Source organism: Brucella haematophila (genome assembly GCF_005938105.1).
Taxonomy (GTDB): domain Bacteria; phylum Pseudomonadota; class Alphaproteobacteria; order Rhizobiales; family Rhizobiaceae; genus Brucella; species Brucella haematophila.
The window spans coordinates 194,001-207,168 of sequence record NZ_VCPE01000003.1; the positions used below are offsets into that span (position 1 = coordinate 194,001).

The following is a 13,168-nucleotide window of genomic DNA, read 5'->3' on the forward strand; positions in this document are numbered from 1 at the left end:
GATTTATGAGGTGAAATATATAATCGATCAATGCTATTTCAATAATAATAATTATTGAAAGATATTTTACTTATAAACAACTATAGTCGCCTTCACGGCTGCTGCTGCACGGTTCTCGACACCCAGTTTCACATAGATTTGCTCGAGGTGCTTATTCACGGTGCGAGCGCTCAGGTCGAGAATAGTGCCGATGTCACGATTTGTCTTTCCGCGTGCGACCCAAAGCAACACATCGCTTTCTCGCGCCGTCAGGCCGAAATGGCGGCGCAACATATCCTGTTCGCCGGTTTCACTGATCGCCGTCAAGCGGAACAGAAACTCATTTGGGCCAGTAGAGCCAAGATGGGCCAGCTGCAACGAAATCTGGCCGTTGGCCGCGATGACTTCAGGCACATCATCAGCAATTTCGCGTCGGTTTCGCGCTTGAAGTCGCTCCGCGCATTTCTGCTGTAAAAGCACCTGACCCTTACCGTTGTCGCTGACACTATCCATCAGGCGCACGGCTTGTGGGGTGGACCATAAAATTGTTCCGTCGCGGTCAACCGCAAAAAGATGCCGACCACTGGCATCAAGCGCCACACGTGCGCTTTGCACAGAGCGTGCATTGGTCAGGTGGACTTTTATGCGCGCGCGCAATTCATCGATATTGATCGGCTTGGTCAAATAATCGACCCCACCGGCTTCAAGCGCGTGAACGATATGTTCGGTTTCGGTCAGGCCGGTCATGAAGACAATCGGTACTTGCGAGATGGCTGGATTTGCCTTGAGCTGCCGGCAGGTTTCGAAGCCGTCCATTCCCGGCATGACTGCATCCATCAGTATCATGTCCGGGGTGATACGTTCCGCAATGCCAAGGGCGGCAACGCCCGATGTCGCGATCAAAACGGAATATCCGGCCTGTTCCAGCGCTTCTGTCAGGAAGCCAAGCGTTTGGGGGGAGTCGTCAACGATGAGAACGGTATCGCGTACGGTCATGGCTCGTCGTCCAGTTTCTGTTCAAGATTGCGCAGAAACATATCGTAGCCTGACATGTTGAAAGCGCGAATATAATCCCTTGCCTTATCGACAAAGGGGATGAGGTTTTCGTCATGCGCGAGAAGTGTGAGTTTGGCTTCAATCCCCCGCACATAGCCAATTTCACCGAGACGAATAAGATCGTGCAAATCCGAAAGGGCGGGACTGTCTATGACTGTCGGTCGACGGGCGGATTTGTTTTCTTCAACCTGTTCGTAGATCCATTCGAAGCCAAGATGTACGGCAAGCTTGGCGTGGATCTGTCTTATATCGAATGGTTTGGTCAATGTGTCGTTGTGGGCGTTGTCGGGCAAGGTGTCGGGCCGGGTTCCGTCACCGATATTGGCCGAAAGCATGATGATCGGCGCCACTTCGCCTTTCTCACGCAGGCGCGCTACCAGTTCCCAGCCATTCATTTCCGGCATGCGGATATCGATGAAGTAGAGGTCGGGGCGAATGCCCTCGATCAAGGTCAGACATTCCGGTCCACTCTTCGCTGTCAAGACGATGAAATCGAGCGGCGACAGGATTTCGCGCATCAGGGCGCAGTGATCGTCATTATCGTCAACCACGATAAGGGTACGGCGCGGACCGGTATAGTTCTGAATCTTGCGGGTTGGTGCAGCCAGATTGACCGGGCGGTCGATGGCGCCCAGCATCAGGCGAACCTGAAATGTTGAGCCCTTGCCGTAAGTGCTCGTAACAGATAGTTCGCCACCCAGCGTATTGGTCAAGAGCTTGGTGATCGTCAGGCCAAGACCGAGGCCGGGCAGGTGACGGGTATGATCGGCTTCGCCGCGCTGGAAGGGTTCGAAGACGCGTTCCAGATCCTGGTCTGCAATGCCACGACCGGTATCCATAACCCTGAAGGTGGCCACTTGATTGCGATAGCTGACGTCAAGCGCGACTTCGCCTTTTTCGGTAAACTTGATCGCATTGGTCAGAAGATTGACCAGTATCTGGCGAAGGCGCTTTTCGTCGGTGCGCACATATTGCGGCAGCGTTTCGATTTTACTGTAGCGAAATGTTATGCCCTTGGCTTCAGCTTGCGGCTTCAGCATGTCGATGATCTGGTCGAGAAAATCATGCAGGTTGATTTCGTTGGAATAGACCTGCAAATGCCCGGTTTCAATCTTGGAAATATCGAGAAGCCCATCAATCAGTCCCGACAGATGGTCGGCGCTGCGGCGGATAAGCTTGATCGAAGGTTGTCGGGCTGCCGGAATGGTCTCGTCACGCTCCAATATCTGCGCATAGCCCAGAACAGCGTTGAGCGGGGTGCGGAGTTCATGGCTGAGGCCGACGACATAGCGGCTCTTCGCCCTGTTGGCGGCTTCGGCATTATCCTTTGCCTGTTGCAGGGCGGCGTCGGTCTTTTTATGCGCGGAAATTTCCTTCAGCAGAAGGGCGGTTTGTCGGGAGGATTCCTCTTCGGCGACGATGCGGCTGTCATGGGCCAACACGTAGAACCAGCAGACGATCACCGCGATCAGCGCCAATACGAAGAACACGATCAGGATCGTGCGGTTCACCACTTGCGCGGTTTCCGGATATGCAGCTCCGGCGTGATAGGCCACCAGCGCGAGGATAGTGCCGAGAAATGTGACCGAAACAGCAACTATAACGGCATAGCGCCCAAGCCGGGTAGAGAGTTTTTCAATGACCGCGGCGGGCAACAGCGCATGCGCGACTTCGGCGCTCTGCGCCCGCAAATGTGCCTTGGGTTTGCAGAGATCGTGACAGCGGCTGTCGAGCGAACAGCACAGTGAGCAGATCGGAGCGGCATAGGCGGGGCACCACGCCATGTCTTCCGGCTCGAAATCATGTTCGCAAACCGAGCAGGTGATGGCGAGCTTGTTCTGCCACGATTGGCGCGGCTTGCGGGCGAGGTAATATTTGCCGCCCGTCTTCCAGGCGATCAGTGGAGAGACGATAAAGGCGACCACCAGCGCGATATAGGGTGCGAGCGCAGAAGCCATGGCGCCGAACGCACCGAAATGGGCGGCGAGGGCTGTAATGGAGGCAATGGTCATTGTGCCGGTGCCAACCGGATTGATGTCGAAAAGATGGGCGCGCTTGAACTCGATGCCGGGCGGCGAGAGACCGAGACGCTTATTGACAAAAAGATCGACGGAAATCGTGCAGAGCCACGCCATGGCGATGATGGAGAAAACTCCGAGCGTTTGTTCCAGCACCTTGTAAATGCCGAGTTGCATCAGAAGCAGGCCGATGCTGACATTGAAGATCAGCCAGACCACGCGGCCCGGATGGCTGTGAGTCAGGCGGGAGAAGAAGTTCGACCAGGCCAGTGATCCGGCATAGGCGTTCATCACATTGATCTTCAATTGTGAGACCACGACGAAGGCGACAGTCAGCAGCAGCGCAGCCATATGCGACGGGATCATATAGCCGAAAGCGGTCAGATACATATGCGCCGGATCGGCCGCCACATCAGCGGGAATGCCGGCGCTCAGCGTCAGCACGACCAGAAACGAACCAGCAAGCAATTTTGGCGCACCCAGAACGACCCAGCCCGGTCCGGCAAGAAAGACGGCAATCTTGTGCCGCCATTTGCGCTGGCCTTCCGGTGGCAGAAAGCGCAGGAAATCGACCTGCTCGCCGATCTGCGCCATCAGTGCCAGAATGACCGCTGAGGCGGCACCGAATTGTGCCAGCACGAAGGGCGCGCTTTCCCCGCCGGTAAAGCCTGTACGAATGCCGGAGAAGGTCAGCCAGAGATCGAATTTTCCCCAATCGACCAGCGCGATGAAAATGAAGGGGAGAATATTAAGCGCGATCCAGAAGGGTTGGGTGGCGATCTGGAAACGGCTGATCATCCGCACGCCGTAGGTGACGAGCGGTATCACCACGACTGCGCTGATGACGTAGCCGATCCACATCGGGATACCAAAGGCCAGTTCCAGCGCGCCTGACATGATTGAGGCTTCGATCGCGAACAGGATGAAGGTGAATGTCGCGTAGATAAGCGAAGTGACGGTCGAACCGATATAGCCGAAGCTTGCACCACGGGTCAGCAGATCGATGTCGACGCCATGGCGGATGGCATAGCGGCTGATGGGCAGACCGACCGCCAGCATGACAAGACTGGCGACAATGATGGCGGCTATGGCGTTGCTGGTGCCGTAGGACAGGGTGATGGCACCGCCAATTGCCTCAAGTGCGAGGAAGGAAATCGCGCCGATAGCTGTGTGGGCAATGCGATTGGATGAAAAGCGGCGCGCGCTTTTTGCTGTGAAGCGCAGCGCGTAATCTTCCAGCGTTTCGTCCGCGACCCAGCGGTTATATTCCCTTCTGACCGGGATGATGCGTTGCCGCGCTGCCATGCCGCTCCATTTCCCCTCCGGCTCCTTGTGGCCGTTTCAAAGAGAGATAGCAGGTTAAGTCAATAATGCATCGGCCCGAAAGCCGGTATCGGTTTTTGGGAAGCTCGATGCATGAAGCCAATAAGTTAGAACGAACTTCACGCACATCTCCGGGTACCTGAAGTTCGTTCTAATGCATATTTCCCCCCGGTAACTACGTCATTTAACGTATAAGGAAACGGCGTCCTCTCCCCAATAGTTGGCAATAACCCGGAGAACCGGGAGAACCAACAGAGAGGGACACGCAATGACATTCCGGTCGCAGATGCTCGCCGCACTTTTTGCAAGCGCGCTCGCCATCCCCAGCCTTTCCGGTGCGCTCGCTGAGGAAGATACGATCAAGGTTGGCATTCTTCATTCGCTTTCCGGCACGATGGCTATCTCGGAAACGACGCTCAAGGACGCCATGCTGATGCTCATCGAAGAGCAGAACAAGAAGGGTGGCCTTCTTGGCAAGAAGCTTGAGGCTGTCGTTGTCGATCCGGCTTCGGACTGGCCGTTGTTCGCGGAAAAGGCCCGCCAACTGATTTCGCAGGACAAGGTCGCCGCCGTGTTTGGCTGCTGGACGTCGGTGTCGCGCAAGTCGGTTCTGCCGGTTTTCAAGGAACTCAATAATATCCTGTTCTATCCGGTGCAGTACGAAGGCGAGGAATCCGAACGCAACGTGTTCTATACCGGTGCCGCACCAAACCAGCAGGCAATCCCCGCTGTCGATTATCTGATGGAGAACGAGGGTGTTGAGCGCTGGGTGCTGGAAGGCACCGACTATGTCTATCCCCGCACGACCAACAAGATTCTTGAAGCCTATCTCGTCTCCAAGGGTGTGAAGCCGGACGATATCCGTGTCAACTATACCCCGTTCGGTTTCTCCGACTGGCAGACGGAAGTGGCAGCCATCAAGAGCTTTGGTGCGGCGGGCAAGAAGACCGCTGTGGTTTCGACCGTCAATGGTGATGCCAATGTGCCCTTCTATAAGGAACTCGCAAACCAGGGCGTGAAGGCCGAGGATATTCCGGTCGTTGCTTTCTCGGTTGGCGAAGAGGAACTGGCTGGTATCGATACCGCGCCGCTGGTTGGCCATCTTGCGGCATGGAACTATTTCCAGTCCGTGGACAACCCAACCAATGCGAAATTCATCGAAACCTGGCATGCCTTCACCAAGGATGACAAGCGCGTCACCAACGATCCGATGGAAGCATCTTTCATTGGTTTCAACATGTGGCTGAAGGCCGTTGAAAAGGCTGGCACGACCGATCAGGATGCGGTCATCGACGCGCTGGTCGGTGTGTCTGTGCCGAACCTCTCGGGTGGCTATTCGACCATGATGCCGAACCACCACATCACAAAGCCGGTGCTGATTGGAGAAATCCAGTCGAACGGTCAGTTCGAAATTGTCAGCCAGACGCCGGGTCTGATTGTTGGCGATGAATGGTCCGATTATCTGCCGGATTCCAAGAACCTGATCTCCGATTGGCGCAAGCCGATGTCTTGCGGCAATTTCAATGTCGCAACGGGCAAGTGCGGCGGTCAGGGCGGCTCCTGATAGACGGGGGATGCAGAGGGCAGGTGAGAACGGCGCCTGCCCCTTGCAGTTCAAAGATCCGAACGGGTCAAAATTAAGAATGCATTTCTATTCAAGGAAGTCAGCCATGGAGCGCCGGATACGAGCCGTCCTGCTCGTCTTGTCTGTCCTGTTTGCCGCGATCGCGACGACAGCTCGAGCGGATGAGTTTCAAGGGCTTGTCGATGCTTTGGGCAAGGCGAGTTTTGCCCAGATGCAGGACCGGATTTCTGCTCTCGTAAGCACGGGCGACACGCGCGTCGTGCCTGTGCTGAACGCGCTTGGCGATGGCAATCTTTATGCGCGCAAATCCGATGGCAAGGTGTTCATCACCAAAGCCTCGGCTGCGAGCTTGCAACTCACGGACCCTGTTAGCGATGAGGCGGCAGGTGAAGCGCCCAAAGGCGCACTGGAAAAGGTCAAGGTCAACAATTCGGTCCGCCGCGCGGTTCGAACGGCTCTTGGCGGGCTGACGCTGATGAGTACAAACCGGGCGGAGCGCCTTAACGCTGCTGAAATTGTCGCTGCAAGCCCCGATGCGGACGCACTGGACGCGATTGAAGCAGCACTTGGTAAGGAACAGGATGGCACAATTCGTGCACTTCTGGAGAAGGCGCAGGCTGCAGCACTTCTGGCATCCGCCCGCCCGCTCGATGACAAGCTCAAGGCGGCGCAGTTCCTGAAGGATAATGGCGACCGTTCCACACTGTCGGTCCTGAATGCGGCGCGCGCCAATGCGCAGCCTGAACTTGCCGAGGCACTCGACAGCGCCATCACTCATATCGAGCAAAGGCAGGCTTTCTGGGATGCCGGACAGAATGTCTGGTACGGTCTTTCGCTCGGTTCCGTCCTGCTGCTTGCGGCCATCGGCCTTGCTATTACCTTTGGCGTCATGGGCATCATCAACATGGCGCATGGCGAAATGGTTATGTTGGGCGCCTATGTCACTTTCATGGTGCAGGAGGTGATCCGCACCAATTATCCGGGGCTGTTCGACTGGTCTCTTGCCATCGCCCTGCCACTGGCCTTCCTCTTTACGGCGCTGGTCGGTCTGGTGATCGAACGCGGCGTCATCCGGTTTCTCTATGGTCGCCCGCTTGAAACACTGCTGGCGACCTGGGGCATTTCCCTGATCTTGCAACAGGCGGTGCGAACCGTGTTCGGGCCGACAAACCGCGAGGTTGGCAATCCAACATGGATGTCAGGCGCTTTCGAACTGGGTGGCATGACCATCACCTGGAACCGCCTGTGGATCATCGTGTTTTCGCTTGCTGTCTTCTTCACGCTTCTTGCGGTACTGAAACGGTCCAATTTCGGTCTGCAAATGCGTGCTGTTACCCAGAACCGACGCATGGCTTCGTCCATGGGCATTCGCACACCCTATGTCGATGCGTTCACTTTCGCGCTTGGTTCCGGTATCGCTGGTATGGCGGGTGTGGCCCTATCACAAATCGACAATGTGTCGCCCAATCTTGGGCAGGGCTATATCATCGACAGTTTCATGGTGGTGGTGTTTGGCGGTGTCGGCAATTTGTGGGGCACGCTGGTCGGCGCCTTCTCGCTCGGCATCCTGAACAAGTTCCTCGAACCCTATGCGGGTGCTGTCCTCGGCAAGATACTGGTGCTTGTGCTCATCATTCTCTTTATTCAAAAGCGCCCGCGCGGCTTGTTCGCTCTCAAGGGCAGGGCGGTGGAAGCATGATCACGGCATTTCTGTTCCGAACGCTCGACCGTGGTATATTCATCGCCGCTGCAATCCTGATTGCCGCCGCCCTGGCTGTTCCGGCGCTCAACCTGCTGACGGCAGCGGATCATCCATTGCATGTGCCGACCTATATGGTGTCGCTGCTCGGTAAATATCTGACCTATGCCATGCTGGCACTGGCGCTCGATCTGGTCTGGGGCTTCTGCGGCATTCTCTCGCTGGGTCACGCAGCTTTTTTCGCGCTCGGCGGTTATGCCATGGGCATGTATCTGGTGCGCCAGATCGGTGCGCGCGGCGTTTATGGTAATCCCGATCTGCCTGACTTCATGGTTTTCCTGAACTGGAAGGAATTGCCATGGTATTGGTACGGCTTTGATCATTTCTGGTTTGCATTTCTGATGGTGCTTCTGGTGCCAGGCGCTCTGGCCTTCATCTTCGGCTGGTTCGCTTTCCGCTCCCGCGTGACCGGCGTCTATCTGTCGATCATTACGCAGGCAATGACCTATGCGCTGATGTTGGCCTTCTTCCGCAACGAAATGGGGTTCGGCGGCAATAACGGCCTGACTGATTTCAAGGATATTCTGGGCTTCAACATTCAGGCGGACGGCACGCGCGCCGCGCTTTTCGCTGCTTCAGCAGTCATGCTGGCTATAGCGCTGATTTTCAGTTCGGCGGTGGTCAGATCGAAATTCGGCAAGGTGCTGGTCAGCGTGCGCGATGCGGAAAGCCGCACACGATTTCTTGGCTACAGGCCGGAAAACTACAAGCTCTTCATCTTCACGGTTTCCGCGATGATGGCGGCTGTCGCGGGCGCGCTTTATGTGCCGCAGGTCGGCATCATCAATCCGGGAGAATTCGCTCCGGCCAATTCTATCGAAGTCGTCATCTGGACTGCCGTGGGCGGTCGGGCGACGCTTATTGGGCCGGTGATTGGCGCTGTTTTGGTCAATTTCGGAAAAAGCGTCTTCACTACGGCCTTCCCGGAAATGTGGCTGTTCGTGCTCGGCGCGCTCTTCGTCGTCGTTACGCTTCTGCTGCCAAAAGGCATTGTCGGCACGTTCCGCGCATTGATGGCGTCACGCAAACCCGCAATGACCGCATCGGGAGACGAGACCAAACTGCAAGCAACGGCTGCGGAGTGAGGGGCATCATGAGCGAGACTACCAACAGTCTGCTTTATCTTAATGGCGTGTCGGTTTCCTTCGATGGGTTCAAAGCACTGAACTCACTGTCCTTCGTCATTGAGCCGGGCGAGTTGCGGGCCATTATCGGCCCGAACGGCGCCGGCAAGACCACGATGATGGATATCATCACCGGCAAGACGAAGCCGGATGAAGGCGAAGTATTCTTTGAAGGCGATATCGATCTTACGAGGAAGGACGAGGCCGACATTGCCCAGATTGGCATTGGCCGCAAATTCCAGAAGCCGACGGTATTCGAGAGCCACACGGTCTGGGATAATATCGAGCTTGCGCTGGATCGCAAGCGTGGGGTTTTTGCAACGCTTCTTTATCGCCAGGACAAGACGGATCGCGACCGCATTGAAGAAATATTGAAGACGGTGCGCCTTTGGGCGCGCCGCGATGAGTTGGCTGCCAATCTCTCACATGGTCAGAAACAGTGGCTGGAAATTGGCATGCTTCTGGCGCAGGAGCCCAAGCTTTTGCTGGTTGACGAGCCGGTGGCAGGCATGACGGATGCGGAAACCGCTGAAACGGCCATTCTTCTCAAGGAGATCGCCAAGACACGTTCGGTTGTGGTGGTGGAGCACGACATGGGCTTCATTCGCGATTTGGGCGTGAAGGTGACCTGTCTTGCTGAGGGCAGCGTGCTTGCGGAAGGGTCTATTGATTTCGTCAGCTCCGATCCGAAAGTGATCGAAAACTATCTTGGACGCTAAGGGGCGCATCATGTTGAGCGTTGAAAATGTGAGCCTTCATTATGGTGCGGCGCAGGCCTTGCGCGGCGTGTCGTTGAAGGCTGAGGCTGGACGCATTACCTGTGTTCTGGGTCGCAACGGGGTCGGCAAGACCAGTCTGCTGCGCGCTGTTACCGGGCAGCAGGCGCTGAGTGGCGGCAATGTGGTTTTTGGCGATGAGGATATGAAAAGCCTGCCGCCCTATGCACGCGCCAGTCGGGGTATGGGCTATGTTCCGCAAGGGCGCGAAATATTCCCGCTTTTGACAGTGAAGGAAAATCTGGAAAGCGGCTATGCTTCCTTGAAACGTTCGGAACGGTTCATTCCCGATGAGATATTCAGTCTGTTTCCAGTGTTGAAGGACATGCTGCCCCGTCGCGGCGGCGATCTTTCCGGCGGACAGCAGCAACAGCTTGCCATCGGTCGCGCCATGGTGTTGAGGCCGCGAATTCTTGTGCTGGACGAACCGACAGAGGGCATTCAGCCGTCGATCATCAAGGATATTGGCCGTGCAATCCGCTATTTGCGGGACTCAGCTGGAATGGCCATTCTGCTGGTTGAACAATATCTCGATTTCTGTCGCGAACTCGCTGATTACGTCTACATCATGGATCGGGGCGAAATCGTTCTGGATGGTCCGGCGGAAGTGCTTGACACACCAAAGGCAAGAAGTCACCTGACCGTCTGAATTCTCTGTTTACTCATCAGTCTCATTATGTCGGTAGTCTCGCAGAGACTTTCCAATGACCTTGTTTGACATCAGGTCGTAATATCCAGACTTTCTCAGCTATTCTTGTGCCTCTTGCTGTTTCGTAAGACGATATGGCCAGTTGGATAGAATCTGTCTGGTGTTCATATTTCCCCTGCGTGACAACACCATCGCTGAACATTACGACCGTCTCCGTATCAACATTCCCGTCAGTGACCCGGACTTTGCATCCTGGATAGGCGTGCGTGTGCGCGAATTCAAATTGCATAGCGGTTTTCCCTTCTGCAGGTTCAACAGGTTGGCGTTTTCGTATCTGAAAATACAGCCGAACGACGTTCGAGCCGACCGTCGGTTTTCCCCTCTCCGTGCCCGAAATTATATTTTCCGCATCGGCGAACAATCATGCTTGACAAAAATATACGCTAAAATATATTTTTATGTATACGGAAAAGGTTGAGGCCAGTTCCGTTCTGCGGGGCATGTCTGTGCCTGTGAAACACGTAAACTTAGGTGGCGGTAGCTGTCGGTCTGCTGTCATTCTGGAAGAGGTAATGATGTACTATTTCGCTTACTGCACCTGGCTGCACGACATCGAAGTCGGGCGCTATATGCCGGAGGCCAAGTCGATCACGAAGGGTTATGCGGCCAATCACGCTCTGCGTTTCCATGCCGCGGGTGAGCGCAAGGATCGTGGCTGGTGCCATTTTCTCAACACGGCGGAAGCTTATGGCGAAAAGGCATTCGGCGTTGTGTTCGAGCATGATGAAAAACACTTCGAAGAAGATTATGACGACTTCGAACGTTGCTGCGTCACCGTCTATGGCGATGATGGCAAGATGTACGATTGCTGGACTTACCGCCTCATTACGCCGGGCATTGCAATGCGTCCGCCAAACTTCTACTGGGAGCACATTCCGGCGGGCCTGAAGCAATGGAACTTCCCGCAAGAGTATATTGACAAGGTCACCGGCGTTTTCGACGCGGCTGCGGAATGCCCACGCGCCGATCGTCCCAATCCGTCCAAGATACCGGGACGGGGTGCGGAAACACGGTAAAGGCATTTTAAGGCGATGGGCTCCCCATCGCCTTAAACACCAAAGATAAAAACAAAGAGTGGGGAACTTTTAATGAATAAACGTCGACTTTCATTTATGAGCGCTGTTTGCGCACTAACCTTGATCGCGTCCGGACAGGCTTTTGCGCAAGATGCGGCATCCCTGGTACCGCAGGAAATTCGCGACCGCGGCACGCTCACCGTTGGTTCGCAACAGACATTTCCACCCATTGAATTTCGCGAGCCGGGGAGCCAGGAAGTCAGTGGTGCGAGCGCCGATCTGCTGCGGGAAATTGCCAAGCGGCTCAATCTGAAAATGCAATTCGTTCAAGCCGAATATTCTGCACTCATCCCGGGTATTGAGGCAAAGCGCTTCGACATGGCTTCCGGTGGTATCAGTGATACCGAAGAACGTGAGCAGAAACTCGATTTCGTCAACTACATGATGTCGGGAGGCAGCATGCTGGTGCGTGCTGAAGACGAAAGCAAATATAAGACCATTGCCGATTTCTGCGGCAAGAAGGTTGCGACGCTTCTGGGAAGCCGGGTCATCATGGCCAAGGTCGAAGAAGCCTCTGCTACATGTCAGAAGAATGGCGCAGCCGCTATTGTTGCAGACCAGTTGCCTTCCGCGCCTGACGCGCGCATGCAGCTCGATCTCAAACGCGTCGACGCCTATCTGGGTGATTTTCCGGCGCTCGTTTACATGGGGTCACAGTTTCCCGGAAAATATGCGATCGCCGGCGGCAACTACATCCTGACACCTTACATCACGTCCTGGGGCTTTGCGAAAAACCAGAGCGGCTTACGGGATGCGGTCAAAAAAGCGACAGAGGAAATGAAGGCTGACGGCGCTTATCAATCCATCATGAACAAATGGGGCGTAGGCGGCGGCGTTCTGCCGGACATCACAATCAATTTGCCTGCAAGCAAACGTAATTGACATTGGAACCAGGGCAATGGATGCCAGTATTGTTCACCAAACCTCCAATTTGCCGATCATTCACAGGCGCCGCTGGGGCTCGTGGGTTTTAGGCGCCATTGTCCTGGCCTGCGTCGCGTCTATCGCAATGGCGTCATTGCGGGCGCAGATTCTCGATTTCGCAGTCTTCAGAGATTATATTTTTAGTCCTCTGATCGTGATGGGTGCCATCAATGCGCTGGTCCTTGGAACACTGGCTTTGATTATTGCCACGCTGATCGGATTTGTCTCGGCTTTGATGCGCGTCAGTGGAAACCCAATTCTGTCCGGCATTTCCGCGATCTATGTCTATCTGTTTCGCGGCACGCCGATGCTTATCCAGCTTATCTTCTGGTTCAATGCCGTACCGATCATGTTTCCCAGCATCTATATCGCTCTTCCCTTCATGGAATTGCCGCTTATCGATGCACCAACGACCTCGGTTGTAACGCCCTTTCTCGCCGCGCTGGCAGGCCTCAGTCTGGCTGAAGGCGCCTATATGAGTGAGATCATTCGCGGTGGTATTCTGGCCGTGGACAAGGGGCAGCGCGAAGCTGCAACAGCATTGGGCATGACGCAGAGAAAAGTGCTGACGCAAGTGGTCATTCCGCAGGCCGGCCGGATCATCATACCGGCGGCAGGCAATCAGTATATCATGCTGCTGAAGTCGTCTTCGCTTGCATCGGCCATCGGCTATCTTGAGTTGTTGCGTGTAGCGACGGACATCTATTCCTCCAATTTCCACGTTGTCGAACTGCTTGCAGTGGCAGCTTTCTGGTATCTCGTGATGACTGCCTTTGCGACCGCGATCCAGACCACGCTAGAAAAGGTATTCCCGCAACGATGAGCGCGCCAGCCAAAAA

At 55.3% G+C, this 13,168-nt stretch carries 10 protein-coding genes; 8 read left to right on the top strand and 2 right to left on the bottom strand.

Annotated elements, in window-relative coordinates; translation table 11 throughout:
• Positions 1-66: 66 nt before the first annotated feature.
• Positions 67-975 (bottom strand): response regulator transcription factor, encoded by a 909-nt coding sequence (locus tag FGI60_RS06175; protein ID WP_138784394.1) that lies wholly within the window; start codon positions 973-975, stop codon positions 67-69.
• Entirely contained in the window at positions 972-4,358 is a 3,387-nt protein-coding gene (locus FGI60_RS06180) for a hybrid sensor histidine kinase/response regulator (RefSeq protein ID WP_138784395.1), read from the bottom strand. The genes FGI60_RS06175 and FGI60_RS06180 overlap by 4 nt, the downstream gene beginning before the upstream one ends.
• A 304-nt stretch (positions 4,359-4,662) precedes the next feature.
• On the opposite strand from FGI60_RS06180, the gene urtA reads away from it, so the two are divergent.
• The 8 genes from urtA (at position 4,663) to FGI60_RS06220 (ending at position 13,152) form a co-directional block, all read left to right on the top strand.
• Complete coding sequence (gene urtA, locus FGI60_RS06185; protein WP_374843059.1) at positions 4,663-5,940, top strand: urea ABC transporter substrate-binding protein; 1,278 nt, start codon at positions 4,663-4,665, stop codon at positions 5,938-5,940.
• Between the two features lie 106 nt (positions 5,941-6,046).
• Entirely contained in the window at positions 6,047-7,660 is a 1,614-nt protein-coding gene (gene urtB, locus FGI60_RS06190) for an urea ABC transporter permease subunit UrtB (RefSeq protein ID WP_138784397.1), read from the top strand.
• Positions 7,657-8,805 carry an urea ABC transporter permease subunit UrtC gene (gene urtC / locus FGI60_RS06195; RefSeq protein WP_138784398.1) on the top strand — a complete coding sequence of 383 codons (1,149 nt, stop codon included), beginning with the start codon at positions 7,657-7,659 and terminating at the stop codon, positions 8,803-8,805. Before urtB ends, urtC begins: the two co-directional genes overlap by 4 nt.
• 8 nt (positions 8,806-8,813) lie before the next feature.
• On the top strand, positions 8,814-9,563 hold the full coding sequence (gene urtD, locus FGI60_RS06200) for an urea ABC transporter ATP-binding protein UrtD (RefSeq protein WP_138784399.1): 750 nt from the start codon (positions 8,814-8,816) through the stop codon (positions 9,561-9,563).
• 10 nt (positions 9,564-9,573) lie between these two features.
• The gene (gene urtE / locus FGI60_RS06205; RefSeq protein ID WP_138784400.1) at positions 9,574-10,269 is read left to right on the top strand and encodes an urea ABC transporter ATP-binding subunit UrtE; all 696 of its coding nucleotides are present in this window, start codon (positions 9,574-9,576) and stop codon (positions 10,267-10,269) included.
• A gap of 572 nt (positions 10,270-10,841) precedes the next feature.
• On the top strand, positions 10,842-11,345 hold the full coding sequence (locus FGI60_RS06210; RefSeq protein WP_235889748.1) for a gamma-glutamylcyclotransferase family protein: 504 nt from the start codon (positions 10,842-10,844) through the stop codon (positions 11,343-11,345).
• A gap of 72 nt (positions 11,346-11,417) precedes the next feature.
• Positions 11,418-12,287 carry an ABC transporter substrate-binding protein gene (locus tag FGI60_RS06215; RefSeq protein ID WP_138784401.1) on the top strand — a complete coding sequence of 290 codons (870 nt, stop codon included), beginning with the start codon at positions 11,418-11,420 and terminating at the stop codon, positions 12,285-12,287.
• Positions 12,288-12,303: 16 nt separating this feature from the next.
• Positions 12,304-13,152 carry an amino acid ABC transporter permease gene (locus FGI60_RS06220; protein WP_078340244.1) on the top strand — a complete coding sequence of 283 codons (849 nt, stop codon included), beginning with the start codon at positions 12,304-12,306 and terminating at the stop codon, positions 13,150-13,152.
• Positions 13,153-13,168 lie beyond the last annotated feature (16 nt).

Coding starts and splice junctions, on each gene's coding strand:
- FGI60_RS06175 (WP_138784394.1), bottom strand. CDS start 975: ATGACCGTACGCGATACCGTTCTCATCGTTGACGACTCCCCCCAAACG.
- FGI60_RS06180 (WP_138784395.1), bottom strand. CDS start 4,358: ATGGCAGCGCGGCAACGCATCATCCCGGTCAGAAGGGAATATAACCGC.
- urtA (WP_374843059.1), top strand. CDS start 4,663: ATGCTCGCCGCACTTTTTGCAAGCGCGCTCGCCATCCCCAGCCTTTCC.
- urtB (WP_138784397.1), top strand. CDS start 6,047: ATGGAGCGCCGGATACGAGCCGTCCTGCTCGTCTTGTCTGTCCTGTTT.
- urtC (WP_138784398.1), top strand. CDS start 7,657: ATGATCACGGCATTTCTGTTCCGAACGCTCGACCGTGGTATATTCATC.
- urtD (WP_138784399.1), top strand. CDS start 8,814: ATGAGCGAGACTACCAACAGTCTGCTTTATCTTAATGGCGTGTCGGTT.
- urtE (WP_138784400.1), top strand. CDS start 9,574: ATGTTGAGCGTTGAAAATGTGAGCCTTCATTATGGTGCGGCGCAGGCC.
- FGI60_RS06210 (WP_235889748.1), top strand. CDS start 10,842: ATGATGTACTATTTCGCTTACTGCACCTGGCTGCACGACATCGAAGTC.
- FGI60_RS06215 (WP_138784401.1), top strand. CDS start 11,418: ATGAATAAACGTCGACTTTCATTTATGAGCGCTGTTTGCGCACTAACC.
- FGI60_RS06220 (WP_078340244.1), top strand. CDS start 12,304: ATGGATGCCAGTATTGTTCACCAAACCTCCAATTTGCCGATCATTCAC.